General features: G+C 70.5%; 26 protein-coding genes and 1 pseudogene. 13 read left to right on the top strand and 14 right to left on the bottom strand.

Going from position 1 to position 25,526, the window contains the following annotated elements; translation table 11 throughout:
- The first annotated feature begins 86 nt into the window (after positions 1-86).
- A complete protein-coding gene (locus H9Y04_RS19555) occupies positions 87-632 on the top strand; it encodes a hypothetical protein (RefSeq protein WP_187815226.1) in 546 nt (181 codons plus the stop codon).
- A gap of 63 nt (positions 633-695) precedes the next feature.
- Here H9Y04_RS19555 and H9Y04_RS19550 read toward each other — a convergent pair whose 3' ends face one another.
- A complete protein-coding gene (locus tag H9Y04_RS19550) occupies positions 696-1,328 on the bottom strand; it encodes a hypothetical protein (RefSeq protein ID WP_214661396.1) in 633 nt (210 codons plus the stop codon).
- Between the two features lie 349 nt (positions 1,329-1,677).
- Between H9Y04_RS19550 and H9Y04_RS19545 the strand changes: the two genes are divergently transcribed.
- Positions 1,678-2,733 (top strand): ArsR/SmtB family transcription factor, encoded by a 1,056-nt coding sequence (locus H9Y04_RS19545; RefSeq protein ID WP_187815225.1) that lies wholly within the window; start codon positions 1,678-1,680, stop codon positions 2,731-2,733.
- A 30-nt stretch (positions 2,734-2,763) separates the two neighbouring features.
- Here the strand turns inward: H9Y04_RS19545 and H9Y04_RS19540 are convergent, their stop codons facing one another.
- Complete coding sequence (locus H9Y04_RS19540; protein ID WP_187815224.1) at positions 2,764-3,273, bottom strand: hypothetical protein; 510 nt, start codon at positions 3,271-3,273, stop codon at positions 2,764-2,766.
- 179 nt (positions 3,274-3,452) lie between these two features.
- Here H9Y04_RS19540 and H9Y04_RS19535 point away from each other — a divergent pair, with 179 nt between their 5' ends.
- A complete protein-coding gene (locus H9Y04_RS19535) occupies positions 3,453-3,629 on the top strand; it encodes a hypothetical protein (RefSeq protein WP_187815223.1) in 177 nt (58 codons plus the stop codon).
- A gap of 43 nt (positions 3,630-3,672) precedes the next feature.
- Here the strand turns inward: H9Y04_RS19535 and H9Y04_RS19530 are convergent, their stop codons facing one another.
- From H9Y04_RS19530 to H9Y04_RS19515, 4 genes are all read right to left on the bottom strand, one after another.
- Positions 3,673-4,050: a hypothetical protein gene (locus H9Y04_RS19530; protein ID WP_187815222.1), complete on the bottom strand. Its 378-nt coding sequence runs from the start codon at positions 4,048-4,050 to the stop codon at positions 3,673-3,675.
- 197 nt (positions 4,051-4,247) lie between these two features.
- Entirely contained in the window at positions 4,248-4,586 is a 339-nt protein-coding gene (locus tag H9Y04_RS46815) for an ATP-binding protein (protein WP_438818121.1), read from the bottom strand.
- 375 nt (positions 4,587-4,961) lie between these two features.
- Positions 4,962-5,576, bottom strand: a complete 615-nt coding sequence (locus H9Y04_RS19520) for a YdcF family protein (protein ID WP_187815683.1) — start codon at positions 5,574-5,576, stop codon at positions 4,962-4,964.
- Between the two features lie 166 nt (positions 5,577-5,742).
- A complete protein-coding gene (locus H9Y04_RS19515; RefSeq protein WP_187815221.1) occupies positions 5,743-7,605 on the bottom strand; it encodes an APC family permease in 1,863 nt (620 codons plus the stop codon).
- Positions 7,606-7,857: 252 nt separating this feature from the next.
- Here H9Y04_RS19515 and H9Y04_RS19510 point away from each other — a divergent pair, with 252 nt between their 5' ends.
- Positions 7,858-8,421 (top strand): hypothetical protein, encoded by a 564-nt coding sequence (locus tag H9Y04_RS19510; RefSeq protein WP_187815220.1) that lies wholly within the window; start codon positions 7,858-7,860, stop codon positions 8,419-8,421.
- Between the two features lie 17 nt (positions 8,422-8,438).
- On the opposite strand, the gene H9Y04_RS19505 is transcribed toward H9Y04_RS19510, so the two are convergent.
- The 6 genes from H9Y04_RS19505 to H9Y04_RS19480 all read right to left on the bottom strand — a co-directional run bounded on the left by H9Y04_RS19505 (position 8,439) and on the right by H9Y04_RS19480 (position 12,116).
- The gene (locus H9Y04_RS19505; RefSeq protein ID WP_187815219.1) at positions 8,439-8,609 is read right to left on the bottom strand and encodes a hypothetical protein; all 171 of its coding nucleotides are present in this window, start codon (positions 8,607-8,609) and stop codon (positions 8,439-8,441) included.
- A 92-nt stretch (positions 8,610-8,701) separates the two neighbouring features.
- Complete coding sequence (locus tag H9Y04_RS19500; RefSeq protein ID WP_187815218.1) at positions 8,702-9,145, bottom strand: PaaI family thioesterase; 444 nt, start codon at positions 9,143-9,145, stop codon at positions 8,702-8,704.
- Positions 9,146-9,223: 78 nt separating this feature from the next.
- Positions 9,224-9,769 carry a molybdopterin dinucleotide binding domain-containing protein gene (locus tag H9Y04_RS19495; protein WP_187815217.1) on the bottom strand — a complete coding sequence of 182 codons (546 nt, stop codon included), beginning with the start codon at positions 9,767-9,769 and terminating at the stop codon, positions 9,224-9,226.
- 94 nt (positions 9,770-9,863) lie between these two features.
- Positions 9,864-10,535, bottom strand: coding sequence for an enoyl-CoA hydratase-related protein (locus H9Y04_RS19490; protein WP_187815216.1), 672 nt, complete (start codon positions 10,533-10,535; stop codon positions 9,864-9,866).
- 66 nt (positions 10,536-10,601) lie between these two features.
- The gene (locus tag H9Y04_RS19485; protein WP_368858435.1) at positions 10,602-11,216 is read right to left on the bottom strand and encodes a TetR/AcrR family transcriptional regulator; all 615 of its coding nucleotides are present in this window, start codon (positions 11,214-11,216) and stop codon (positions 10,602-10,604) included.
- A 213-nt stretch (positions 11,217-11,429) separates the two neighbouring features.
- Positions 11,430-12,116 carry a TetR/AcrR family transcriptional regulator gene (locus H9Y04_RS19480; RefSeq protein ID WP_187815215.1) on the bottom strand — a complete coding sequence of 229 codons (687 nt, stop codon included), beginning with the start codon at positions 12,114-12,116 and terminating at the stop codon, positions 11,430-11,432.
- A 147-nt stretch (positions 12,117-12,263) separates the two neighbouring features.
- Here H9Y04_RS19480 and H9Y04_RS19475 point away from each other — a divergent pair, with 147 nt between their 5' ends.
- From H9Y04_RS19475 to H9Y04_RS46180, 9 genes are all read left to right on the top strand, one after another.
- Complete coding sequence (locus H9Y04_RS19475) at positions 12,264-13,547, top strand: MFS transporter (RefSeq protein WP_187815214.1); 1,284 nt, start codon at positions 12,264-12,266, stop codon at positions 13,545-13,547.
- 11 nt (positions 13,548-13,558) lie between these two features.
- Positions 13,559-15,331 carry a glycoside hydrolase family 3 protein gene (locus tag H9Y04_RS19470; RefSeq protein ID WP_187815213.1) on the top strand — a complete coding sequence of 591 codons (1,773 nt, stop codon included), beginning with the start codon at positions 13,559-13,561 and terminating at the stop codon, positions 15,329-15,331.
- A gap of 99 nt (positions 15,332-15,430) precedes the next feature.
- A complete protein-coding gene (locus tag H9Y04_RS19465; RefSeq protein WP_236071113.1) occupies positions 15,431-16,129 on the top strand; it encodes an Lsr2 family DNA-binding protein in 699 nt (232 codons plus the stop codon).
- Positions 16,130-16,250: 121 nt separating this feature from the next.
- Positions 16,251-16,781, top strand: a complete 531-nt coding sequence (locus H9Y04_RS19460; RefSeq protein WP_308801037.1) for a GNAT family N-acetyltransferase — start codon at positions 16,251-16,253, stop codon at positions 16,779-16,781.
- Between the two features lie 41 nt (positions 16,782-16,822).
- Entirely contained in the window at positions 16,823-17,296 is a 474-nt protein-coding gene (locus H9Y04_RS19455; protein ID WP_187815211.1) for a MarR family winged helix-turn-helix transcriptional regulator, read from the top strand.
- Positions 17,297-17,475: 179 nt separating this feature from the next.
- On the top strand, positions 17,476-19,053 hold the full coding sequence (locus tag H9Y04_RS19450; protein ID WP_187815210.1) for an MFS transporter: 1,578 nt from the start codon (positions 17,476-17,478) through the stop codon (positions 19,051-19,053).
- A gap of 89 nt (positions 19,054-19,142) precedes the next feature.
- A complete protein-coding gene (locus tag H9Y04_RS19445; protein ID WP_187815209.1) occupies positions 19,143-19,775 on the top strand; it encodes a TetR/AcrR family transcriptional regulator in 633 nt (210 codons plus the stop codon).
- Positions 19,776-19,823: 48 nt separating this feature from the next.
- Complete coding sequence (locus tag H9Y04_RS19440; protein ID WP_187815208.1) at positions 19,824-20,732, top strand: alpha/beta hydrolase family protein; 909 nt, start codon at positions 19,824-19,826, stop codon at positions 20,730-20,732.
- A 166-nt stretch (positions 20,733-20,898) separates the two neighbouring features.
- Positions 20,899-23,283 carry an eCIS core domain-containing protein gene (locus tag H9Y04_RS46180; protein WP_236071110.1) on the top strand — a complete coding sequence of 795 codons (2,385 nt, stop codon included), beginning with the start codon at positions 20,899-20,901 and terminating at the stop codon, positions 23,281-23,283.
- Between the two features lie 10 nt (positions 23,284-23,293).
- Here the strand turns inward: H9Y04_RS46180 and alc are convergent.
- Together alc and H9Y04_RS19425 are read right to left on the bottom strand one after the other, a co-directional pair.
- Positions 23,294-24,435, bottom strand: a pseudogene (gene alc, locus H9Y04_RS19430) (allantoicase).
- Positions 24,436-24,657: 222 nt separating this feature from the next.
- Complete coding sequence (locus H9Y04_RS19425) at positions 24,658-25,491, bottom strand: M23 family metallopeptidase (protein ID WP_187815207.1); 834 nt, start codon at positions 25,489-25,491, stop codon at positions 24,658-24,660.
- Positions 25,492-25,526: the final 35 nt, after the last annotated feature.

Genomic DNA, 25,526 nt, shown 5'->3' with positions numbered 1-25,526 from the left:
CGTAGGACGACCATCCCCGGATGGCCGGCGCTCGCAGCCACCCCGCGGTGGGAGGCTAGGGCGACATCCGACGCATAGGAGCGCACGTGCCCCTCAGTCACAGCGAGATGGCAAGGCGCCTGCTCGGCGCCGACCCCCGGTATGCCGCCGCACAGTTCCGCACCGTCTTCGCCGACGGGGAGGTCGGCGAGACGGGCTCGCTCCTGTACGCCTCACACGGCCGCTGGATCGTCGACACCGAGCACGGCGGACGCGTCCTGCGCACCCCGCAGCAGACGGGGCACGAAGAGCAGGACGGCAGCCGGCACACGCTTCCAGGTCCGTCCTCGCCCAGCGCCACCTCCCCCATCGCGCTGCTGCTCCCCCGCTATGCGAGCATCCACGGCAGGCCGGAAGACGACTGGGTCATCGACGATCGCGAACCCATCCGGACCGACTCGGAGGGCTGCCTCAACGTCACCTTCCGACGGACGGAGGACCACCGCTACGTCGCGACGGCTCGCGTCCACCCCGCGGAGTACTGCATCAGGTCCTTCACCACTCCCGTCGCCACCGCGGAACTCATCGGGCTGCGCTTCGATCTCATGCCGGCGGAGGCGGACTTGGTGCGCACCCTGCTGGGAGACACCTGACGGTTACGCCTCGTACCCGACGTGCGACGTGCGGATGGGCCTGCTGCCGTCTCGGTTCCGGGGTCAGGCGCGCCACACCTCGGCCGTGGCGAGGAAGGCCGACGACGACGGGCGGTTCGGCGTTCCGCCCAGGCTGATCTCGCCGGGCTGCACACGGCCGTCGACGCGTGCCTGGGCGCGTCCGCACGGGCCGATCACCAGGCTCAAACTGTGTTCCACGTCGGCCAGCGGGAACTGGTCGGTGGCGAAGGCGCGCCGGTCGAGCACGTCGGCCATGCGCACCTCGATGCCTCCGCCCCGCGCCTGCAGCCCGGAGGCGAGGTCGAGGCGAACCTGGACCGGGGAGCGGTGGAACTTGGGGGCGGACCAGGGCAGTCCGTCGAGTTCCGGGAAATGACGGACGAAGTGATCGGCCAGCCAGAGGGCGAGGTGCGGGTCCTCCCCGACGACCCGCACTCCGTCCGGCCGCCAGAGCACGAGGGCGTTCCCCGCGCCATGGGTGGACCACTCCACCTGCCAGGTGGAGAGGTAGGCCGTACACGAGCCCGACGTGTCGAAGAGCTGCAGACCCGGATTGGCGCCCACGAGAATCGGCTTGCGCAGTGCGGGATCGGTGGCCGCGGCGGTAGTGCCGTCGGCGGCCGACGCCGGGGTGGCGGTGGCCAGCAGACCCATCGCTCCGAGGGCGGTGCCCATGCGCATGATGCCGCGTCGACTGACGGCGGTGGCGGGACGGTTGCGGTCGGAATGCGCAAGTGACCGGCCGGAGTTCGCAGGCGATCGGTCAAAGCTCACACGTGTTCGGTCGGGGCTCAAGGTGTCTCCTCGATCGTGGTCGGACGGTCGTGGATCACCATCGGCTGGGGGCGGCTCCGAGTGCCATGGATTCGAGGGCCTTCGAATCCACCGCCCGATCCCGACCATTCGAGTCCCTTCGAATCCTTCGGCCCGTCGCCGACGGCGATGGGAGACTCGCGGGATGGCGATGAGGGTGCAGCTGGACGCACGGGCATGGAGCAGATCGCGGTTTGCCACGTCTGCGGCCATGGAGGTTCTCGGCGTGCTGCGGCACCGCGGCCGGCATCCGGCCGCTCACGCACGGCAGTGGTACGCCGATGCCCGACGGGCCCTCCCACCGGGGCAGTTGGCGCTCCTCGAGGCTCTGGTGCCCACCGATCACAGCAACGCCCCGGATTTCCTGACACCTGTGCCGCGCCACGGCGAGTCCCTGCAGGAGGTGGCGGCGCGCATCGCGGCGACCCCTGCCGAAGAGGCCGACTACCAACTCGACATCGCGATCCGCGGCAGGCGCGTGTGGCCCCACGTACGCGCGCTGCATGAGAGCGAGGCGGCGTACGAGCGGTGGCGGCGGCCGATGCCGCCCGCGCTCGAGAGCGTGGCGCGCGACGGAGGTGCCGCCGTGGTGTCGGCTGCCGCGACGGCGATGGCGACCCTGTTCGAGAACGTACTGGCACCGGACTGGCCTCGGGTGCGGACCGTTCTGGATGCCGACATCAGCAACCGTGCCGACCGGATGGCCGCGTACGGCGCGGCGGCGGTGCTCGACGATCTCGGCGAGCGGATGCAGTGGACGGGCACGGAGCTCGTCCTTGAGCGCCCCTACTCCGGGGTCATCGACTGGGCTGACGAAGGAGTGCTCTTCGTGCCGGCCACGACGCATGTCGGCCCGGTGCTGTTCGCTGCCGAACATCCGCACCCGCCGTTGCTGATCTACCGGGCCCGCGGCATCGCCGCCCTCGGGGAGCGTCCGGCGGGCGCGGCGGAATCGGCCCTCGCGGGACTCGTCGGTGTGACCAGGGCCGCGCTGCTGACCACGCTCGACACGCCTGCTTCCACCGTCGAGTTGAGCCGGCGGACCGGCTGGAGCAGCGCGACCGTCTCGTACCACCTCGGCATTCTGCTGCGGGCCGGACTGGTCGACCGAAGCCGCCGAGGTCGCGTCGTCCGCTATGCGAGGACCGGCCTCGGGACGGCGCTCGCGACGTCCTCGGCGGAGGAGCAGGCACCGCGTCCGGCCGCCGTCGGCGGGCTGCAGCGACCGTTCGACGGCCGGCGGGGCTCGCCGGAGCGGGCGGGCTGAGAGGTTGTTCCGGCGGGGAACGGCCGGACCTCACCGCGTCAGCGGCTCTCCCTTTTCGACGGGTGCGTTGTCGACGGGTGCATTGTTGACGTCGAAGATGCTGCGTTCGGCGCACGGGTGGTGGGTGAACCGGGAGGACGCTCCTCCGCCCAGACTCACCTTGTCGCCCTCTCGCGCGAACACCTTGCCTTCCTCGTCGTAGACGACGGCCATGCCGTCCTCGATCTTGGCCGTCCATCCATGGCCCCAGCTGAGGGCGGCGTTCTCCCCGGTGATGTCGGATTGCGCGCCGATGCAGTTCTTGCCCGTGACGACGAGCGTTCCCGTGAAGGCTCCCAGCAGGCTTGCCACGGGATCGTCCTTCCCGCGGAGGATCATCCGGGGCGGCGTATCGGGGTTCTTCAGGGTGCCGGCCGCCTCCCCCTTGGCGGGTGCCGCCGTGGAGGCCTGACCGGCCAGGGATGCGTCGGAGACCGCCCCGCAACCGGTGACTCCGGTCAGCAGCAGGACTCCTGCGACGACCGCTGCGCCACGGTGCACGGTCCTTCTCCTCCCTATGCCGAACCGATCTGCCATCACCTCATCAACTCAGCTGTACCGTACGGAGGTTCAGGCCGCGAGCCCACCCAGGCGCAGTTCCGCGCGAGCCATGGGGCTACCTGAGGCCGCCGCCGCTACGCTCAGCCCACATGCTGATCCGAGGACCTCGGAGGCGCTCCATGGAGTTGATCGTCGGGATATTGATCGTCATCGTGGGAGTGCCCCTCCTCGGAGTCGTGGCAACCAAGTTCATGAACAGGCACGGTCCGATGGCGCACACCGGCCGCTTCCTGTGGATCCTGGGCTCACCAGTACTGCTCGTCCTCGGCGGCTGGTTGATCTATCGGGGTCTGTGAGTTCGCGCCGTCCTCCGGGGCCGACCACGGCCTGCGGAAGGGTTCAGCCCGGCAGCTGCTCCCAACGACCGTCACGGCACTGGTGAGTCGGCTCGTTCCGCTGGAAGAACTGCTGCCCCTCCACCGGGCAGCTGCTCCCGGCTTCGGGCGGCTCCCAGACCAGCAGCACCCAGTGTGCGTCATGGCATCGGAACCGGTCGTCCCCCGGACCGACACCGAACGCGCCCTCCTTCTCGCACGGCTGCCCCTTCGCCACGTCGTCCTGCTCGGCGATCTCGAATGACCCACTGCTGAAAACGAACTCCTCGCCGCCGCCACGGCTGTCCGACGTAGGTGCCGGAATCACGCTCGTATACGGGTCCGGTGACTCGCCGCCGGGCAGGGCGCCGCATCCGCCCAGCGCGAGGACCGCGGCAGCCAAGGCAATCCGATGCGCTCTGACGCGTCGCAACATGGCCGGACCGCAACGGCTGCTGCCCCAGGAGGGAAGCCACCATCACCTCGGCACTCCGGATCCCACTGTGGCCGGGCCCGACGGCCATCACTGCCAGCCAAGCAAAGCCGCGTCCCGGCGGTTGGGCGCACCGGGCGGGACGCGACCGTTCTCGGGCCGGGTGCTCAGGGGCCGGGTGGCTCGCTGAGGTCGGCGCAGTGCAGTTCGAACCAGACGGTCTTGCCGCCTGGCTGTGGGATGCAGCCCCAGCGCAGGGACAGCGCCTCGACGAGGTGGAGGCCTCGGCCTGTCTCGTCCTCGGGGGTCGTGGCCCGCGGGCCGGGCAGGTGGTTGCGGCCGCGGTCGGTGACCTCGCCGCGGAGCAGGCGGCAGGCGGCAGGTGGCGTCCAGGGACAGGCAGAGGCTGACCGGACCGCGCGCGTGCAGAGACCGGGGTCCTCTAGACCGGCCAGCGGCGCGCACCAGACCCCGTCCGGGAACGCGCGCGACCTGGCGGGCCACATGCGCCGCGAGACGCGACTTCCCCACGCCGCCCGGCCCGGTCAGGGTCAGCAACCGGGCAGCAGAGAGCAGCCGTTTGGCTTCGGCCGTCTCCGCACGCCGGTCGACGAAGCTGGTCAGCTCCGCAGGGAACCCGCGAGTGAGCCGCGACACTGATCCGCCCACGATCGGTCACGCCTTGGTTTGGTCATGATCCTGCTGTTGCTCTGCCAAGGGGCAGGCTAGGAGCGGCTCCGCCCGGCAGGGGGAGGCTTTTCCGAGTTTCCGCCCGATTGAGGCGGGATGCCTTGCGCGGTCGGGCGGGGCGGGTGTAGCCGCAGCCGGGCCCACCAACCTCCGTACGGGATAAGACAGTTCGGCGTCCGGTCCGCCGTGGCTCACACCCCGCCCGGCGACGTCTTCCGTTCATCGGCGGTGAGCCCGCGGAGTGTCACCAGCCCGTACAGAGCCAGCAGGGGTTTGGCGAACAGCCACTCGCCCAGGTGGTAGTCATCCGCGCGCACGAGCCGCTCGGCCAGATCAGGGCGCTGCCGCCGCAAGTACGCGCGGGCCTTGAGCGCATGCGCCGGCTGCGACACGATCTTGATGCGGTCCACGTCTTCGAGCAGCGGGATCACGTTCGTGATGTTCTCCCAGGTCGACCTGCTCTCCTCCTCAAGGATCACTGCGCCGTCGAATCCGAGCACCGACTTCGCGTAGTCGGCCATCAACTGGGCCTCCGCAGCACCGTTGCTGGTGGTCGCACCGCCGCTGAAGATCACGCGCGTGCCGGCCGCGCCGTCCGCGGTCACCGAGCGAAGTCCCGCACGCACGCGCCAGCGGTTGACGAAGTTGGCCGTCGCCTGCGGGTTCCGGTATCCCAGCACGACCACGCCCTCGGCGCCTCCGCCTCCGTCCCCCACGAGCGCGCGGGACCAGCGCCAGTTCATCCACTCACCCCAAGCCAGGATTGCCGCCCCGGCTGTCGCCACTCCGGTCACCACTGGTCGCATGCGGCGACTGTAGAACACCTCACCATCGGGCAACGCAGGCACCATCTCCGCCATCAACCGCGCTCTCGGTGCCGCGAAGATGAGTGCACCCCGGCGAAGCCGAACGAAACCCCTCCCACACGAGTACGACGGCCGCTCCGAGCCCACGGGGCCTTCCCGAGCCGGCTCAACGCTTGCGGAAGCCGGCGGACGGAAGCCGGAGGCGCAGGCGGCAGATCGCCGCGTCCGTGTCGCGGCGCACCGCGTGGGCGACGACCGCGCCGCGCTGGTTCTGCAGCATCCGCTGCCAGAGCCGGGACGGCTCGACCTCGGGGATCAGGACCGTGACGCGGGTGCCCGGACGCTGGTCGCGGATCCTGCGGACGTACGCGGCGACAGGGCGGCCCACGGTTCGGTTCTCGGATGTCAGCTCCACGAGGTCGACGCCCGGGTTCCAGAGTTCCCAGTCCCGGCGCAGCGCGGCGGCGGCCTCGCGGTCCTCGGCGTCCAGATGGGTGACGGTGACGGCCCGTACCTCGTCGCCCAGCGACACGGCCGCGTTCAGGGCCTCGGAGGTGAGCTTCGACAGCCCGGAGACCGGGACGATCACCAACGAGCGTTCGCGGTACGGGACTTCGGGGACCTGGCCGATGCCGAGCCGCTCGCCGATCCCCTCGTACGCCCGGTGCACGGCCTCGAAGGAGAGGACGAGCAGCGGAAGGGCGACGACGATCAGCCAGGCTCCGTCGTGGAACTTGGTGGCGGTTACGACGATCGCGCTGACGCCGGTGAGCAGGGCGCCGAGACCGTTGAGGGAGGCCTTGCCGGCCCAGCGGGGGCCTCGCTCGCGGCTCCAGTGCAGAACCATGCCGGTCTGGGCGACGGTGAAGCCGACGAAGACACCGATGGCGAACAGGGGGACAAGGGTGTTGGTGTCGCCGCCGGAGAACAGGAGCAGCACCGCCGATACGCCGGCGAGCGCAAATACTCCGTGGCGGTGCACCTGGCGGTCCGCCTTCAACGCGAAGACATGCGGCAGGTAGTTGTCGCGGGCGAGCAGCTTCAGGAGCACGGGCAGGCCGCCGAAGGACGTGTTCGCGGAGAGTGCGAGCAGGACCATGGTGGCGAACTGGATCACGTAGAAAGCCCAGTTGTGTCCGAGCGAGGCGTCCGCGAGCTGCGCGAGGACGGTGACGCCCTCGACCGGCTGCAGGCCGAAGCGGGAGATGAGCACGGCGAGACCGATGAGCATCACCCCCAGCAGACCGCCGAGCGCGATCTCCGCACGCTGCGCCCGCTTGGCGTGCGGCGCCCGAAAGGACGGGACCGCGTTCGCGATGGCCTCGACGCCGGTGAGTGCCGAACAGCCCGAGGCGAAGGCCTTGAGCATAAGCAGCGCACCCACGCTGGCGGCGTCGTCCCCGAGGACGGAGGCGTGACCGGCGGCGGCCTCGGTCGACACCGGGCCGTCCCGGAGCAGACCGACGGCTATCAGCGCGAAGATCGCGGCCACGAAGACCGCGGTCGGGGCGATGAACACCCGCGCGGACTCGACGATGCCGCGCAGATTGACCGCGGTGATCAGCGCGAGCACCCCCAGGCAGAGCCACAGCCGCTCGCCGTACAGCTCTGGGAAGGCGGAGGTCAGCGCGGCGACACCGGCCGTCACGGCGACCGCGACATTGAGCACGTAGTCGAGGACGAGGGAAGCGGCAGCCACCAGGCTCGTACGCCGTCCCAAGTGACGCTTCGCCACGGCATAGGAGCCGCCGCCGTCCGGGAACGCGGCGATCACCTGCCGGTACGAGGCGACCAGGACCGCGAGCAGCACGGCGATCGCCAGCGTCACCGGCAGTGTGAAGCCCAGGCCGTGGCCGCCCGCCGCGGCCAGCACGAGGACGATCGCCTCGGGCCCGTACGCCACCGATGCCATGGCGTCCAGGGACAGTGCGGCCAGACCCGTGAGGGCGGTGAGGCGGTGGCGTTCACCGATATCCGGCGGCTCCCCGGCGGTGGGGGCGGCACCGGATACGGCGGTCAGGACGGACATGCGCGTGCTCCTTCAGCTGCTTCGCGCTGCCTGTGGGCAGGTCCGCTCAGGTTCCGGCCGCTCGCGGGCCGTCGTGTACGTCCCTTGCGCGTTCTTCGCGCCGAAGGGCCCGGTCTTCACGCGTACTTGACGCGTGTGCCCCGAGGGGAGCGAGGATCCGTCCGGATCAGGGCGTCAAGGTTCGATCGTCATGGCATCAGAGCCCCGTCAACGGACGTGGCGCGGGACTCGCCGGTCTCTACGTTCATCCGTATGGAATCTCGTATCGAAACCACCGGAGCCGGCGCGGAACCTCCGGATCCCGCAGCGCGCTCCACCCCTGCCGTCCACGATCGCCGCTGGTCCGGCGATCTGCGCGACGCCGCCCTCTGCTCCGGCTCACTCCTCGCGCTGCTGTCGTTGGTGGACGGAGCCGACGGCGGACTGACGTTGCCGCGCGCCGGCGCCTGGGCGGCCCTGGCCGGGCTCCTCTTCGTGGTGCTGCTGCCGCCCAGGGTCACGGCGGGCCACGGCTGGCTCGCATCGCGGAACCTGCTGCGCACCAAGCGCGTACGTACGGACCGCCTCGTCTCCGTACGCTGGATCGACGGGGTCTCGCAGCGGCTGCTTCTGCGCGATCTGTACGGGAAGCGCGTCGAGGTGGACCCCGAGGTCCTGACAGCGAACCCGGATCTATGGGCCCTGGTCGCCCAAGGCGCCCGCACCTCCGGCGAGTTGGGGCTGCTGACCTGCGGCGACACCGCGCTGCGTCAGCTGTCCCGGCGGATCGACAGCGATACGGCGCATCTGCTGTTCAAGATCTCCGGGATGAAGTAGCCCTGCGGGCACCGCCGTCAGCTCCACCACTCGTTGCCGGTGTGCCAGTGGCGCGCCCATTCCTCGAAGCCCCGTGCCCGGTCGCCGGGCCCCGGGACGGCGCCGACGTCGGCGACCATCCACTCCTCGCCACGGCCGGGGGGATCGATGGTGGCCTCCACGGGACGCTGATCACGTATCTCTGTCACGGCAGCATGCCGGCACAGGCAACTGACAAGCCCACGCGGCCGGGCCGGCGAAGCGAGCACGGCGTCGGGCCGGGCGTTCCTGATCGTACGGCTCAGAAAATCATGCAGGTCGTCGTGGCATGGGCGATCAGCTTGCCCTGCTCGTCGAGGACCTTGCCTTCGGCGGTGGCGGTGCGGCGGCCGGCGTGCATCACGGTGCCTTCTGCCGTCAAGGTCTGGCCGTCGGTGCGGGCCGCGCGAATGTAGTTCACCTTGAGTTCGAGGGTGGTGTAGCCGGCGCCGGCGGGGAGCGTGGTGTGCACGGCGCAGCCCATCGCGGAGTCGAGCAGGGTGGCCGCGATGCCGCCGTGGACGGTGCCGAGGGGGTTGGCGAAGTCGGGCCGGGTGTCGAGGGAGACGACGATGCGGCCGTGGTCGACTTCGTCGAAGCGCATGCCGAGCAGGCGGCCGATGGAGGGGATGTCGGTGGGGCGTTCGGTCTGTACCCAGCGCATCAGTTCCAGGCCGGTCATGGCGGTGAAGTCGGTGGTGGTCACGGTCGTTCTCCTTGCGTGGTGCCGGTGGCGCCGCGGCGATGAGCTGCGTGCGTCGTCAGGTTTGAAAGGTCAGGTGGGTCAGATGGAAAGGGGCTCGATGCGCGCAGGCACGTGTTTGTGCCAGGGCGTGCCGGCGATCGGATCGCGCCAGGTGCGGTCGGTGAGGGTGTTCAGGGCGACTCCGGTACGTTCGGTCGCGCCGTCTCCGGTGGGCAGGTCGAGGCCGAAGCCGTTGGGCAGGACCGCATGCCCGGGCTGCAGACGGTCGTCGATCTCGACGACCGCCCGGGCGGTGCCGCGCGAGGTGGTGATCCGGGCGAATGCGCCGCCGTGGGTGTCACGTTCAGCCTTGAGCCGGGCGGCGATCTCGCGGAGTGCGGTGTCCCAGTCGACCGGCGTGAAGCTGCCGTCGGCCTCGCGGCGCAGCGGCGTCGTCAGGCGGGCTCCGCCGTTTTGGTAGTGGTCCAGACGCAGGGCCTTGTTGCAGGTGTAACCGGCGGTGGCCACGTGCTCCTTGTCGCCGCGGATCTTGATGAAGCGGCGGCCTTCGGTCTGGATCTGGATGCCGCAGTTGTTCTCGCACAGGATGCACGCGCTTTTGTGCCAGGCGGCGTCGGCTGTCATCGGCGTTCTCTCCTTGTACGGGAGGTCGGTTGAGGCAGCCCGCGCCCCAGGGCGGAGGCTCCGGGGCGGGGCCGGTGCGTGCGCGTGGTGCCGGTCAGCCGAGCGGGTCGGTGGTGTCGCGCAGGGTGGCCAGGGCCGGTGCGTACATGCGGGCCTTGATGGTGCCGAGGGTGTCGCCGGCCTTGTTCACCTGTGCCTGGGCGATCTCGATCGCGGTGGCGCGTACGGCGTCCTCGCCGACGGCCCGGTCGACGATGCCGGCGGCCGCGGCATCGGTGCCGCCGTAGCGGCGCGCGGTGACCATTGCCTCGTGGGCGGTCCCCGGCGCAAGGCGGGACTGGATCAGGGCGGACATGCCGGGCGTGAAGGGGATGTTGATGTCCGCTTCGGGCAGGCACCAGAAGCCGCGGTCGGCGCGCATGACGCGGAAGTCGTGGGCGAGGGAGAACATCGCGCCGGCGGCGAAGGTGTGCCCCTGCAGTGCGGCCACCGTGACGACCGGCAGCGACAGCATCCGCGCGAACAGCTCGTGGACGGAGATGACGTAGTCCCGGTGCTGGTCGGCGTGCGCGAACAGCCAGTCCAGATCAAGGCCGTTGGAGTAGAACCTGCCGGTGGCGGCGGTGACCAGGGCACGCGGGCCCTCGGCCTTCTCCACCTCGTCGAGCGCGGCGCCGACCGCGGCGAGCCAGTCGGGGTGGAAGCGGTTCTCACCGTCTCCGAGGTCGAGGACGAAGACGTTGTCCTGACAGTCGAGCGAGGGCATGGCGACTCCTTCAAGTGATGTGGCCGGAGTTCAAGTGAGGGGGTGGAGCGTCGGAGCGGCTGCGCGCTACGGCCGGGGACCGGACTGCTCGGCACCGGGACGGTCGCGCAGGGCGTACAGGAGCAGGTCGTGGATCTCCGCTGCGGCCGCCTCGATCGGGGCAGTGCTCCGCTCGGCCCGGCACATGATCACTGCGCCTTCGACCGCGGCGATGATGAAGGCGCCGAGTCTGCGACTGCGTTCCTCGCTGAGTCCGTGCCGCAGGAAGAGGGCCGCGAGGGCTTCCTGCCAGCGGGCGAAGACGGCCGCGGCGGAGCGGGCGAGTTGGGGTGCGTCGTCGTTGGTCTCGACGGCCACCGCCACGATCGGGCAGCCGGCCCGGAAGCCGCTTTCCACGAGGCGGTCGCGCCACAGGACGAAGAACGCGTCGACGGCCTGCACCGGGTCGTCCGCCTGCATGGCGGCGTCGATCAGGCCCGCAATGAAGTCCCCGGCCAGCGCCACCGCTTCGTCGATGAGCTGCGCGCGCCCGCCCGGGAAGTGGTGGTACACCGAGCCTCGCGGGGCTCCGCTGTGTGCGAGGACGCGGTCGATGCTGGTCGCGCTCGCCCCGTATTCGCGCAGCAGGGCAGCGGCGCTGAGGATCATCCGGTCCCGGCTGTCGCTCTTGCGGGGGCTCACCCACCCACCGTCCCTCCGACGTCGAGGCGACCCACCAAGGGCTACCTGTCGGTAACTTATGGGGTACGCCATAGAACATGCAAGAGGGATGCCGGGGATGGTTCATACGGCTTCGACGGACGCCACCGGGGCGAGGCGGGGCGACCGGAACAACGATGTCGGCGCCGGCCGAGCGGACCGCCCGACGGCGAACAAGGGCCCCCTCGCGTCCGGTTACGCGCCCACCGCGCCCGCCGCCCCCGCCACACGCTCCGGCAGCCCCGACCCGTCGACGGTGATCGACCGCACCAGGCGGTCCGCATAGGCGTACAGCCGGGCGGGCATGTCGACCGACTTCGGGGCGAGGGCCCACTGCAGCTGGAGTCCGTCCATGACGGCGGCGATCTCCGCGGCAAGGGCCTCGCAGTCGGTGTCCGGCTTCAGGGCTCCGCGCTCGACGTCGGTACGGAGCGCGCCGGCCGTCTTCTCGATGACCATGCGGTAGCGGTCGGCGAAGTACGTGTGCGCAGGGTGTCCGACCTGGCCCGCTTCCGCCGCGAGCATGTTGAACATCTGGGTGCGGCCGGGCCTCGCCGCGTTGTACGCCGCCAGGTCCGCGAGCGTCCGGAAGAGCTGCGCCACACCGTCGACTTCCTTCGCGAAGAACCGCTCCACGTCCTGCCGGTCGGTGTGCTCCAGGACGGAGACGAGCAGGTCCTCCTTGGAACGGAAGTGGTGCAGCAGACCGCCTTGAGTGATGCCGACGTCCTTGGCGATGCGCGCGAGCGAAGAGGCATGGAAGCCCCACTGCGCGTAGTGCTCGACGGCCACGCCGAGGATCTTCGCGCGCCGTTCGTCGCCGACGGCGTAGGTCCCCTTGGCCGATTTCGTACGGGACTTCCGACCCTCATTCCGCTCCATGGCCGTCACTGTAATCGGCGTGCCGGGGGCTTTCGACGCTGTGATCCACGCCACTCCCAAAAAACCTACTACCCACTCGGTTTTTGCATTTACGCTGGCCACGCAGGCCGGCAAGGAAGCCGTCCCCCGTCCCTCAGGAGAGCCGTCATGGCTGTCATCCACGACACCGCGGTGCAGGACCCGGACAGAGGCACACCGTCCGCTCCCCTCGCGAGTGCTCCCGGCAGGCTCATATTCGGCCTCGCCTTCGCCCAGTTCGGCGTCATGGTCACCCTGCTCACTCCGGTGATGGTGACCCTCGCGCTGCGGGTGGCCCAGATCGTGCCCGAGGCCGACCGCGGGGCCGCGCTCGGCCAGGTCCTCTCGCTCGGCGCGGTGCTCGCGATAATCGCGAACCCTGTCGTCGGCGGCCTGTCCGACCGCACCACCTCGCGGTTCGGTCGCCGACGGCCCTGGCTGATCGGCGGCATGCTGGCCGCCTTCGCGGGTCTGCTGGTCATCGCGCTCGGCGGCAGTGTGCTCACCCTGATGGCCGGCTGGACGCTGGCCCAGATCGGCGGCAACGCGGCCCTGACCGCGGTCACCGCCGGCATCCCCGACTTCGTACCCGAGCATCAGCGGGCCCGCGTCTCCGGAGTCGTCGGCATGATGACCTCCCTCTCGATGATCGCGGGCACCGGACTCGCCAACGCCTTCAGCTCCCAGCTCGCCCTCGCCTTCCTCGTGCCCGGGCTGCTCGGCCTCGCGGGCGTGGTGACCCTGTGCGTGGTGATGAAGGACCGTCCGGCCGCGCCTGGCGCGTTCGCCCCGTACTCCGTGAAGGAGTTCGGCCGCAGCTTCTGGGTCTCCCCGCGCAAGCACCCCGACTTCGCCTGGAACTTCGCCGGCCGCTTCCTGGTCTTCGTCGGCATCTCCTGTGTGACCTCGTACCAGGCGTACTTCCTCATGGACCGTCTCGGCTACGACGGCGACGAGGTCGCGAACAAGCTGTTCCTCGGCACCCTCGTCATGGTGGTCGCGGTCGTCGCGGGTTCGCTGCTCGGCGGACAGCTGTCCGACCGCTCCGGACGCCGCAAGCCGTATGTGCTCGGCGCCTCGCTGGTGCTCGGCGCGGGCCTGGCCCTGATCGCCTTCGCCCACTCCTTCCCGATGTTCCTCCTGGCTCTGGTGGTCTTCGGCTTCGGCGAGGGCCTGTACCTCTCGGTCGACGTGGCGCTCGCCGCGGCCGTGCTGCCCGACCCCGAACAGGCCGCGAAGGACATGGGCGTTCTGAACATCGGCAATGCGCTCCCGCAGTCCCTGGTGCCGATCATCGCCCCGGCGATCCTCGGCCTCGGCGGAGGCGGCAACTACGGCGCGCTCTTCCTCTTCGGCGGCATCGCGTGCGCACTCGGCGCGTTCGCCGTCCAGTTCATCCGCTCCGTCAAGTGAGGCCACAGGCAATGAAGTTCACGGTTCGCAACGAAGGCCACCCCTACCAGAACGCCGAACTCCCGGTGGCACAGCGGGTGGAGGACCTCCTGGCCCGTATGACGCTCGCGGAGAAGGCCGGCCAGCTCTTCCACACCATGCTCGCCATGCAGCCGGACGGCTCCACGGTCGAGAAGGGCGACGCGAGCATGGTGCCGCTGGACACGAGCGGCATGCTGCAGGCCCAGTACATGACCCACTTCAACCTCATGGGCACGTACGAACCGGCCGCCATGGCCCGCTGGCAGAACACGCTGCAGCAGATGGCCGCCGACACCCGCCTCGGCATCCCCGTCACGCTCTCGACGGACCCGCGGCACGCGTTCACCGACAACATCGGCGCGTCGTTCAACGCCGGCGCGTTCTCCGCCTGGCCCGAACCGCTCGGCCTCGCCGCGCTCCGCGATCCCCAACTGGTGTATGAGTACGCCGACACGGTCCGCCGCGAGTACCTGGCCGTGGGCTTCCGTGTCGCGCTGCACCCGCAGATCGACCTGGCCACCGAGCCTCGCTGGTCCCGCCAGAACGGCACGTTCGGATCGGACGCCGCTCTGACCTCCGAGCTGGTCCGCGCGTACATCCGCGGTCTGCAGGGCGACGAGCTGGGTCGCGACTCGGTCTCGGCGATGGTCAAGCACTTCCCGGGCGGCGGCCCACAGAAGGACGGCGAGGACCCGCATTTCGCGCACGGCAAGGAGCAGATCTACCCCGGTGGCATGCGCGATCTGCACCTCGAACCCTTCAAGGCGGCCATCGCGGCCGGCTGCGCCCAGATGATGCCGTACTACGGACAGCCCATCGGCACCGACTGGGAAGAGGTCGGCTTCGGCCTCAACAAGGGTGTGGTGCAGGGTCTGTTGAGGGACAAGCTCGGCTTCGACGGCATCGTCTGCACCGACTGGGGACTGATCACCGACGCCGAGATCTTCGGCGAGATGCACGAGGCCCGCGCCTGGGGCCTCGAGTCCCTCACCGAGCTGGAGCGTGCGGCCCGTGTCCTGGACGCCGGCTGCGACCAGTTCGGCGGCGAGGCGCGCACGGACCTGATCATCGAGCTGGTCGAGTCGGGCCGCATACCGGAGTACCGCCTGGACCAGTCGCTGCGCCGCATCCTGCGCGAGAAGTTCGTCCTCGGCCTCTTCGACGACCCGTACGTCGACGAGCAGCTCGCCGCCGAGACGGTCGGCCGCGCCGACTTCGCGGAGGCGGGCGAGCGGGCCCAGCGCCGCTCGCTCACGCTGCTCACCAACTCCGCGCGCACTCTGCCGGTTTCGGGCAAGCGGAAGCTGTACGTGCAGAACGTGGACGCCGCCGTCGCCGCGGAGTACGGCGAAGTCGTGGCCGAGCCCGCACAGGCCGACCTGGCGGTGCTGCGGCTGCGGACGCCGTACGAGCCGCGCGAGAACACGTTCGAGTCGTTCTTCCACTCGGGCACGCTCGCGTTCACGCCCGATGAACTGAAGCCGATCCTCGACCTGTTGGACGCGGTCCCGACGATCGTCTGCATCAACCTGGAGCGGGCGGCGGTCATCCCGGAGATCGCCGAGCGGGCCGCGGCCCTCGTCGCGGACTTCGGCGCGAGCGACGCCGCGCTCCTGGACGTGGCCTTCGCCCGCGCGAAGCCGGAGGGCCGCCTGCCCTTCGAACTCCCCCGCTCGATGGACGCGGTCCGCGCCTCGCGCCCGGACGTACCCAACGACACGGAGAACCCGGTCTTTCCGTATGGGGCGGGCCTGTCCCTGTAGGGGGCGGGTCGGCCGGGGCCCGGGGGTTGCGTGGGGGCAGCTCCCGGGCTTCGGTGTGTGGGGTGCTGTAGTGGCCCCCTCCCCTAGCCGAGGAAGCTGATGACGGCCTTCGCCGACCTGGCAACCCTGTGCCCGTCCCCGACCAGCACCCCCACTGCGCCCGACTGGTCAGGAGTCGAAGACACCCTGGGCATGGGCCTGCCCACGGACTACAAGGAGCTCGTCGCCGCCTACGGACCGGGATCGTTCTGTGACTTCCTCACCCTCTTCCTCCCTGGCGCCCCGCATGAATCCACGGATCTGACGGGCCCGCTCCCCGCGCGGCTGCGGGAGTGGATCTCACAGGCCCGGCGGGCAGACCCGCGCCCCGGGCCACTGCCCGGGCCGGCGGAGCAGCTTCTCGTCATGGCGGTCACCGGCAACGGCGACTACCTGTTCTGGGTCGCCCAGCCCTCCGACTGCCCCGAGGACTGGACCGTCGCCGTCAACTCCCGCCTGGAACGCGAGTGGTTCCCCTTCGATGGCGGACTCGCCGAGTTCCTCCTCGCCGTACTGAACGGGACCGCGGCCGTCCCCCAGTTCCCGGCAGACCTGCTCGAGCACGGCGCCGGGTTCACTCCACGGACACACCGCACTCCCCCGTCCGGCACGACACCCGGTCCGGCTTCCGGCCACCGCTCGATGAACTTGCGCGAGGTCAGGGAGTGGGCCCGGGCCAACGGCTACAACCTGCCCGACCGCGGACGCATCCCCAGCGCCGTCGTCGAGGCATGGCAGCGGGCGCATCCCGACGCGTGAGCGGATCCCCATCGGCGACAGCGTCGGCCGATCGGTTCCAAGAGCGGTTGGTGGTCGCCGAGCGCAGGTGCGGACCGGTCCAAAACCACGGCAGGATGAGCGGATGGAGCAACCTCTTGACGTGCCCGAACTCGCCGCTGGTGGTGGATTCACGCTTCGGCCTTGGCGCCTTGCGGACCTGCCGCTTGTCCGTGAGGCGTCGGAAGACGACCACATTCCGTTGATCACCACGGTGCCGTCGCCCTATTCCGAGCCGGCAGGCATCGCGTTCATCGAACGGCAGTGGAGCAGGGCGACCACGAGGGCTGGGTACACGTTCGTCATCGTGACCTCTGACGGCCGGCCGGTCGGCCAGGTGGGGCTGTGGCTGAAGGACCTCGACGAGGGCCGTGCGTCGCTGGGCTACTGGGTCGTCAAGTCGGCGCGTGGACAAGGCGCCGCCGCTGCCGCCGTCGACGCCGTGGTCGGCTGGGCCTTGCGTGATCTGCGGATTCCCCGGCTCGAACTGTGGGTGGAACCGTGGAACACGGCCTCCGTGCGCACAGCGGAGCGTTCGGGGTTCCAACGTGAGGGCCTGCTGCGCGGATGGCAACAGGTGGGGAACGAACGCCGCGACATGTTCATGTACGCGCGGCTGAATGACGAGCAATGAGTATGTTGACATAGCTATTCGTGCATAGCTACTCTGGCGGCATGCCCGAGAACAGCGCATCCGTACGGGATGTGGACCAGGTGGCCGCGGCGCTCGCCATGTGTCTCCCTGCGCTGTCGCGGGCAGTCGAGCGGCAGGTGGACCGCGAGTTCACGCGTCCGAAGCCGTCCGAGGCTCAGCTCGCCTTGCTGCGGCATGTCGAGGCCCACGACGGAGTCACCGTGCGCGAGGCCGCCGATGCACTCCTGATGAAGCCGAACAACGTCAGCGCACTCGTACGGCAGCTGACCGGCCTCGGGCTGCTCGAGCGCCGCCAGGACGCCACCGACAAGCGCGTCGCGCATCTGCACCTCACCTCGACCGCGCAGCGGGAGATCGCCGAGGTCGAGCAGTTGATGGGCAACCATGTGGCGCGGGCGCTCCGCTCCCTCACCGAAGGTGAACTGGACGCCATCGGCTCCGCGTTGGGTGCGCTGAACGCACTCGGCGAGCAGCTGCGCCGCGCCGCTCACTGATCGCTCGCGCGCCGCGGCGCACCTGTCTCACACGTTCCTGCGCGCTCTTCCCTTCACGCGCGCCTCGCGCACGCCACTCACGCACACCGCTCACACGCGCCTCGCGCACGCCACTCACGCGTGCCGCTCACGCACGCCCGCGTGCCCACTCACCATCCGTAAGGACAAGAAGCACACTCATGCCCGCCCTCGCACCTTCCTCCGCCCCGCCGACGCCCGCACCCGCCGCTCACCGACAGCGCGGCGTACGGGCCAATCCCTGGCTGACCCTGGCCGCGGTCGCCTTCGGACTGTTCATGGTCGGCCTCGACGGCTCGGTCGTCTCGATCGCCAATCCCGAGATCGGCCGGGACCTGGGCGCCTCCACCACCGATCTGCAGTGGGTCACCAACTCCTACCTGCTGGCCCTCGCGGCGGCCCTGATCCTCGGCGGCAAGCTCGGCGACCGGTTCGGCCGGCGTACCTTCTACCTCGTCGGCGTGGCCGGTTTCACCCTCTCCTCCGTGGCCATCGGCCTGGCCGGATCGATCGAGGGCGTCATCGCCTTCCGGGCCGTACAGGGCTTCTTCGGCGCCCTGTTGATGCCCAACACCCTCGCCCTGCTGCGTGCCGTGTTCCCGCCGAGGAAGTTCGGTATGGCGGTCGGCATCTGGGCCATGGTCTCCTCGGTCTCCACGGCACTCGGCCCCATCGTCGGCGGTCTGCTCGTCGAGCACGTCAACTGGGAGTCCGTCTTCTACATCAACGCACCCATCGGGATCGTCGCGCTCGTCTTCAGCGCCCTCGTCCTGCCGCAGAGCAAGAACGCCGATGCCGCACACGAGAAGTTCGACCTGCTCGGTGTCGTCCTCCTCGCTCTGGGACTGCTCGCCGTCGTCTTCGGTGTCGTCAAGGGCGAGACCTGGGGCTGGACTTCGGCCGGGACGCTCAGCTCGATCGGTGCGGGCCTGGTCGTCCTGCTGCTCTTCGGCTGGTGGGAGTCCCGCGTCGCCTCGCCCTTGCTGCCCATGCGTCTGTTCCGCAACCGCGCGCTGACCATCGGCACCTTCATCACGGCGCTCAACTTCTTCGTCCTGCTCGGCGTGATCTTCTTCGTCATGATCTACCTGCAGAACGTACGGGGACTCAGCCCCGTCGAGGCCGGCGTGCGGACCCTGCCGCTGAGCCTGGCCTCGGTCGTCGCCTCCCCGCTGGGCGCTGCGCTCACGGACCGCCACGGGCCGCGGCTGACCATGCCTCTCGGCATGGCGCTCCAGGCCGTCGCCTGTTTCGCCATGCTCGCCTGGGACACCGACTCGTCCTCTGTCGTGATGTGGCCGCCCTTCGTCGCTCTCGGTCTGGGCGTAGGCATGGTCATGGCCTCCTCCTCCGACGCCATCGTCGGCAACGCGCCCGTCGAGGACGGTGGCGTGGCCGGCGGCCTCCAGGCGACGGCGCTGCAGATCGGCGGGGCGCTGGGCACATCCGTCCTCGTCTCGCTGATCAGCAGCCGCGTCGGCTCCACCCTGCCCGGGGAATTGACAACCGCCCAGGTCCCCGCGCGGATGGCCGAGAGCCTGTCCGAGGCGAAGGACGCGGTCGCCATGGGCATCGCGCCGGTCTCCGGCGACATGCCGCGACAGCTCAAGGAGGCCGTGGTGCACGGCAGTCACCAGGCGTTCATGAACGGCGTCCACTCCGCGGTCCTCACCGCCGGCGCGCTGTGCGTGATCGGGGCTCTGCTCGCCGCGGTGAGCGTACGGAAGTCCGTGCGCTGATCGGGAACTTGGGCGCTTGAACCCGCAGACCGGGAACTTGGACACTCGTCCCTGTAGACAGTGTCTACTCCAGGGAGTAGACACTGTCCATGAATCAACAGGCCGCGCTTCGCGAGCGGTTGATCGACGCGGGGGTCGACCTGGTGCTGACCGAGGGCTCCGCCTCCGTGGGCCTGCGGGAGATCGCCCGCCGCGCCGGGGTGTCGCACGGAGCACCCCGGCGCTACTTCCCCACGCACGCCGCGCTGCTGTCGGCCGTCGCCCGTCGTGGTTTCGCTGACCTCGGCGCCCGGTTCGAGGCCGCGGCCGCCGGTACGACAGCCCCACGCGGCCGGCTGCACGCCGTGGCGCACGCGTACGTGCGGTATGCGCTGGAGCGCCGCGGCATGTTCGAGCTGATGTTCCGGCAAGATCTGCTCGACAGCGCAGCCTCGGCATCGGAACTGCCGAGGCTGCGCGAGTCGGCCCTCCCGTTGTTCGAGCACATCGTCGAGCTCGTCGCCCAGTGCCGTTCGGAGGCATCGGACGAGGCGGCGCCCGCGCCCGCGGTGACCGCCGCCGCCCTGTGGTCGAACCTCCACGGGATCGCCCAGCTGTGGACCTGGGGCAGCCTCCAAGTCGCCCTCGGAGCCGTGCCGTTGGAGAGCCGGTCCGGCGACCCTCGGTGCGACGAGCTCATCACGGCGGCTCTGGACGCCCATGTGGGGCCGGAGCGCTCATGACTGCCACCTCGAGCACCCATGCGATGCAACGAGAGGACGTACACGACCATGACGGATGAGCGGCGGGACGACACCGCCGAGGAGCATTTCCGGGTCCGGACGTCAGGTGACGCGGAGCTCGTGGTCCGGCTCCGGCGCGCGGAGCAGCCCGACGCGCCGGCGGTGCTCGTGCTGCCGGCGATGGGGGTGCAGGCCAAGTACTACGCCCCGTTCGCCCGTGGGCTGCACCGGACCGGTCTGCATGTGGCGGTCGCGGACCTCCGCGGTCAGGGCGAGAGCACCCCGGCGGCCGGCCGCGGAATTGCGTGCGGATACCGGGAGCTCGTCCACGACGACCTGCCCGCGGTCGTCCGCGCGGTGTCCTCGGCCTTCCCTGCCTCCCCCGTGATCCTCGTCGGGCACAGCCTCGGCGGCCAGATCGCGCTGCTCAGCAGCGCAACGGCCCTCACCGGCGTACACGCAGTCGTGCTCACCGCGGCCGGCTCGGTGTGGTGGCGCGGGTTCGGCCCGCTGCGAGGACTCCGCAACCTGGTCGGCAGCCAGCTCTTGGCCGCCCTCGCCACGGTGTTCGGCTACTGGCCCGGTACACGGTTCGGCTTCGGCGGCACCCAGAGCACCGGTGTGATGCGCGACTGGGCGCGGCAGGCGCGCACCGGCCACTACACCGTGCGGGGCAGCGCGATCGACTACGAAGCGGCACTCGCCCGGCTGACGCTTCCCGTCCTCGCCGTCGGCGTGGAGAACGACACGCTGGCACCGCCCGGCGCAACGGACCATCTGCTGCGGAAGGTTCCGGCCGCGCAGGTGAGCCGGTGGCACTATGCGGAGGCGCTCGCCGGGGGCCGGCCGTTGGACCACTTCCGTTGGGTCCGGCACAGCGACGGCCTCAGCGCTCGTATCAAGGAGTGGATCACCACCGTTGCGCCCACGCGGCAGGAGAATCCCGTGGGCGACTGAGCACACAGCGGTCGGCAACGCCCCCATGGACGGGCACATGGGCACGAGCAGAGGAGGGCCCGGCGGCTCCTGCGGGAGCCCTGGCCGACCGCCCGCCCTCGACGAAAAGGCTGCGCGTGACAGGCGAGTGACGGCGTGGTGACGGATGCGGCAGACCCTGCTGCTCATGAAGAGCCGGGTACACCGTGCGAGCGAGACGCGGCGGTACGAGCCGGTGATCCCGTCCGGCGGCACGCCTGTCGACACCGGGGTGCGCAGGGTGATGGAGGGGCGGCTGCAGTACGACTTCAGTGCCGTACGGGTGCACACCGACTCCGCGGCCCACGAATCCGCCGCTGCCGCCGGAGCCCGTGCCTTCACTTCGGGACGGGACATCGTCTTCGGTGCCGGTCACTACGCCCCGCAGAGCGCGGCCGGTCGGCGATTGCTGGCACATGAACTCGCGCATGTCGTCCAGCAGTCCGGCCGGCCTGGGACACGTCAGGGGCGAGCCGGCGCGGAGACCGAGGCCCACGAGGCGGCCGCCGGCCGAGCGGGCCCCGTCACCGGGCGCGTGGAGAGCGGTCCGATGCAGGCCGACGACGATCCCGTGGAGCTGCGGCGGCAACTGCACGCTCTGGAGCGGCAGGCGGCGGCTCCGGTGCACCTCTCGCCGGACGAACTGGCGACTCTGGCTGCCCGCCGCAGCGAGCTGCAGGCACGCCTCGCCGCAGCGGTACGGGCGGCGGCGCACCTCGGCCGCACCGCACCTTCGGTGTCGCGGCCGACCGGGGAGCAGTCGCCCGGACAGCAGTCGGTCGGGGAGCCGTCGGCCGGACAGCAGTCGGTCGGCGAGAGCCCTACGCCGGAGAGCATGGTGCGGTTGGTGGTCGACCAGCGGCACTTCGGTGTTGCCAGGCGGACCCCCGAGGGTGAGGCACAGCCCATCCCCGACTCAGCGCTGGTCAAGGGCGTCAGGGGGAAGGCAGCCGGTCCCGGCTACCAGACCAATGCCGCCGTCCAGTTGATCGACGCACAGGGCCGGCAGGTCGCCTTCGTGCTGGCCCAGTACGCATGCAGCTCCCAGCCGCACGCCGAGGCCCAGGCCGTGGCCGGGCTCCGGCTCCGGCTGGCCGGGCGGAACTTCACGGGCGGGAAATTGATCGTCGCGGTCGACCAGCTCGCGTGCGAGGGGTGCCAGGCCCGGCTGCGGTACCTCGCCACCGATCTTCGCCTTTCGTCCTACGAGGTCTGGGCGCCCACGGCTCAGGAAGGCCGGACCGCCGGTCCGAAGTGGACGGCACGGACCGCCGCCACCCTCTCGGCACGGCCTGCTCCCGACCCGGTCTCCGAGACGCCGGGCGGTGCGGCGTACCGCTACGAACCGCGCATGATCCAGGGCGAGATGCTCGCACCAGGGCCGTCGGGGCCACCGACGTCACCGGCCCCGACCACGACGCCCGCGACTCCCCCTGCTTCCGCGGCTTCCGCCACTTCCGCCACTTCCACGACTCCCGCCACCCGCGCCGCGCCCGCCGAGAAGACCCTCGCGCCTGCCACGAAACCCCTCACGTCTGCGGTCAAGCCGCCCGCAGCGCCCGAACCGGCCTCGGCCAAGCGGCCCGGCGCCACGCCACCGGAGTCCGCCGGGATTCCGCGCGGCAGTCCCGGCTCCGTCGAACTGATCGGCCAAGCCCACGCAGGAGCCACTGGTGCCCTGATGAGCCAGGCGACGACGCGGCTCAACGAGCTCGCCCGGGAACACCCGGACGACAAGGATCTGGCCAGGACCGTCGACGCCGTCAACGCCGTCCTGGATGCCGAGAGTTTCATCAAGGATCCGAAGAGCTTCGTGGCCGGCGAGATCAAGGCGGGAATCCTCAACGCCGTCTTCAGTCACTTCAGCGAGAAGCTCGCGACGAACAGGCAGTCGTTCGACGACCGGTTCCCGGCGCTCGCGCAGATCCAGAAGGACCCGATCGGCACAGGCCTGAGTCTGGAGTCGTACCGGAAGGACTACGAGGCGTCCCGAGCGCGGCTCCGCGCCCCGGACGCCGGCCGAGCGCTCCTCTACGCGTGGGTGGCCCTGTCCGCCGGCAAGGACGACCCGCCCGAGGTGATCCGGCAACGCCTGCACGAGGTCGACGAGGCGGTCGCCAAGGCATACGACACCCAGGACTTTTTCGCGCACTACAAGTGGCAGCACTCCCGCTACCAGTTGGCGCTGTTCCTTCTCACCGGCCGCCTGGAGCAGCTGTCCGTCGAGTACGCCGACCTGCCGAGCGGCATGGCCGAGGATCTCCGTACTCGCGGCCGGACCGTGCACCGGGCCGCCGACGTCTTCCGCGACACACGCGACTCGCTGTGGAACAGCAGGCTGGTCGTCTTCGCCCCGGTGCTCGGGTTCGCCCAGGATATGGAAACGGTGGCCGACGGACTGGACGCGATCGCCCGTCAGCTCGAGTCCTTCGCGGCCGCCGTCGGCAGCCGCTCGGCCGACTACGACCGCGAGGTCCGGCGGCTGCGGGCCGAGACAGCGAGAGCCTCCGAACGGCCGCTCTTCGGACGGTGAGCCGCCGCCGTCAATTTCCCGGTCGCGTCGCGCCGGCCACGCGGGCGGCGAGGGCCGCGGCGCCGGCCTGGGTGAGATTGCCGTGCAGGCGCAGGCGGGCCAGGCCTCCGTCGGGGTGGACGTCCAGGCGGGCATGGGTGGCGGTGGCGGGCACGGTCAGGGGAAGGCGATGCAGACTGTCGGGCTGGAGCGCGGTCCTGGGCAGGACCTCGGTCCAGTCGGCGGCGTCGCCGTCCTTCACCGACAGGGACACCCAGCCTGCGGCGTTGCCCTTGAGATTGGCCGTGTCGACTTCCACCGCGCGGATCTCGCTCTGGGCGGCGAGCCGGTACTCGATCCAGTCGTTGCCCTTGTCGCGCCGGCGCCTGGTCTCCCAGCCGTCGTCCTGCTCTGCGAGAGTCCCGGCATGATGGTGTTGCCCGGCGAGGAGTAGAAGCCGTCCGACGCGTCCGTCACACTGCCGTCGTTGGCGACGCAGGCCACGTCGAAGGTGCCGAGCAGATCCAGCCACGCCGGGTCGGGGACGACTTCGCCGTGGACGCGGAGGCGGGCGATGCCGCCGTCGGGGTGCTGGTTGATCCGCAGGTGCGTCCAGCGGCGGTCCGAGTCGACGGTGAGGGCGTTGGCGGCGTGGCCGCGGACGGGGGTGCGGGGCAGGATGACCTCCCACGCGCCGTCGTTCTCCAGGCGTTCGGCGACGGAGGGCGTGCCGTCGAACGCGGCGGCCTCGACGCTGACCTGCTGGGGGAAGTTGCCCCGGAAGTGGGCGGTGTCCACGATGATGCCGCGGATGACCCCGGGGGCGCCGAGGCGGATCAGGGCCCAGTCGTGGTCGTCGCCCGCCGGGAACGGGTGGTGGGCATCGGACCCGCGGCGACGGCGCGTCTCCCAGCCGTCCATGACCTTGCCCTTGTGGCCGTAGTCGTGGACGTCGAAGACGGCGGGGGTGCGGGCGAGAAGGTTCTCGCGCTCCGCGAAGAACTCGTCGTCGGCCGCGACAACACCCGCTCCGAGCCGGCGATCGGCCAGATCGGTCAGCCGCGTGAAGTCGGCGTCGCTGCCGCGGTAGTCGGCGTACGGGTCGCCGGAGACGTACGGAGCGGCGTACGCGGACTCGGCGGAGACGGGGTGGCCGGCGGGGGAAGAGGTCATGTTCGAGGACGCCTCTCTGCTTTGTCTGCAAGGGAGTTGGGGTGACACGAACAACCCTCGCAGCCAGCGATCACTCACGTCCGTCGATTGTTTTCGACTGATCCATTCAGTAGAACTGAAGGGTTTGCCCGCACGCGTGGCCCCCCTCGGCGCCACTCGGCTGGGCACGTACGCCCGTCGCCCTGCCGGTTGCTCCTCCGCCGGTTGCACGGGTTGGCGGTGTCAGACCTGCCGTTGAGCCTCCGTCGCATGCGCGCTGAAGTGCGTGCCGTCCTCCGGTACGCCGGTGTGTTCGGCCCCGTCGTCGTCGACGTACCGCCAGGTGAAGGGCACGCCGTGGGCGAGTTCGGAGTCGGGGCCGGACATGAGCTGGAAGTGCAGGTGCGGCTCGGACGTGTTTCCGGAGTTGCCGCACTCGGCCAGAGTCCGACCGGACCTGACCCGGTCCCCCACGGCCACGCGCAGAGAGCCACGCTTGAGGTGGGCGAAGCCGGCGTACGTGCCTTGGTCCAGCTTCAGCACAAGGTGGTTCCCCCACAGGTGGCGGGGCCATCCCAGGCTGCGTACGAAGCCTTCCAGGTAGAGGTGGACGATGCCGGGCAGAGACGTACGCGCCAGATGGTCGCGTTGACGGTGACCGGCAGCCACGATCACGCCGTCACCCGGCGCGAGGACAGGCGCACCGAAGGCGGGGTAGGACTCCGGGCGGCGGCCGAAGGGCCAGAGCCGGCGGGGCTCCGGTGCGGTGCGCGCGTGCGGGCGGTGGATGAGGTCGATGGCGTAGGTCTGCGCATGGCTGTGCGTGTGGCTCGGGATCTTGGTGGCCGGCCCGTTGAGGGCCTGCCAGCGTCCCGCGACAGGCACAGCGACCTGCACCGGTTCCTGCCCCTGCGGTGGACGCTGCCTGCGCCACAGGTCCCAGCGCAACAGCCCGCCGAGCGCCAGCAGCAGGACACCCGCATACCAGAGCGGCCCCAGGCCCTGGCTGTTCACGACGATGCACACGGCACCGGCAGCGAAGTACAGACCGTGGCGTTTGCGCAGGGACGTCAGCAAGGGGGCACCTCGTCGGTCGGGGAACGCGCGTCAGA

The organism is Streptomyces polyasparticus, from assembly GCF_014493765.1.
GTDB lineage: Bacteria > Actinomycetota > Actinomycetes > Streptomycetales > Streptomycetaceae > Streptomyces > Streptomyces polyasparticus.
Note: the sequence above shows the minus strand (reverse complement) of the source record. Positions and strands in the feature narration are given on the sequence as shown.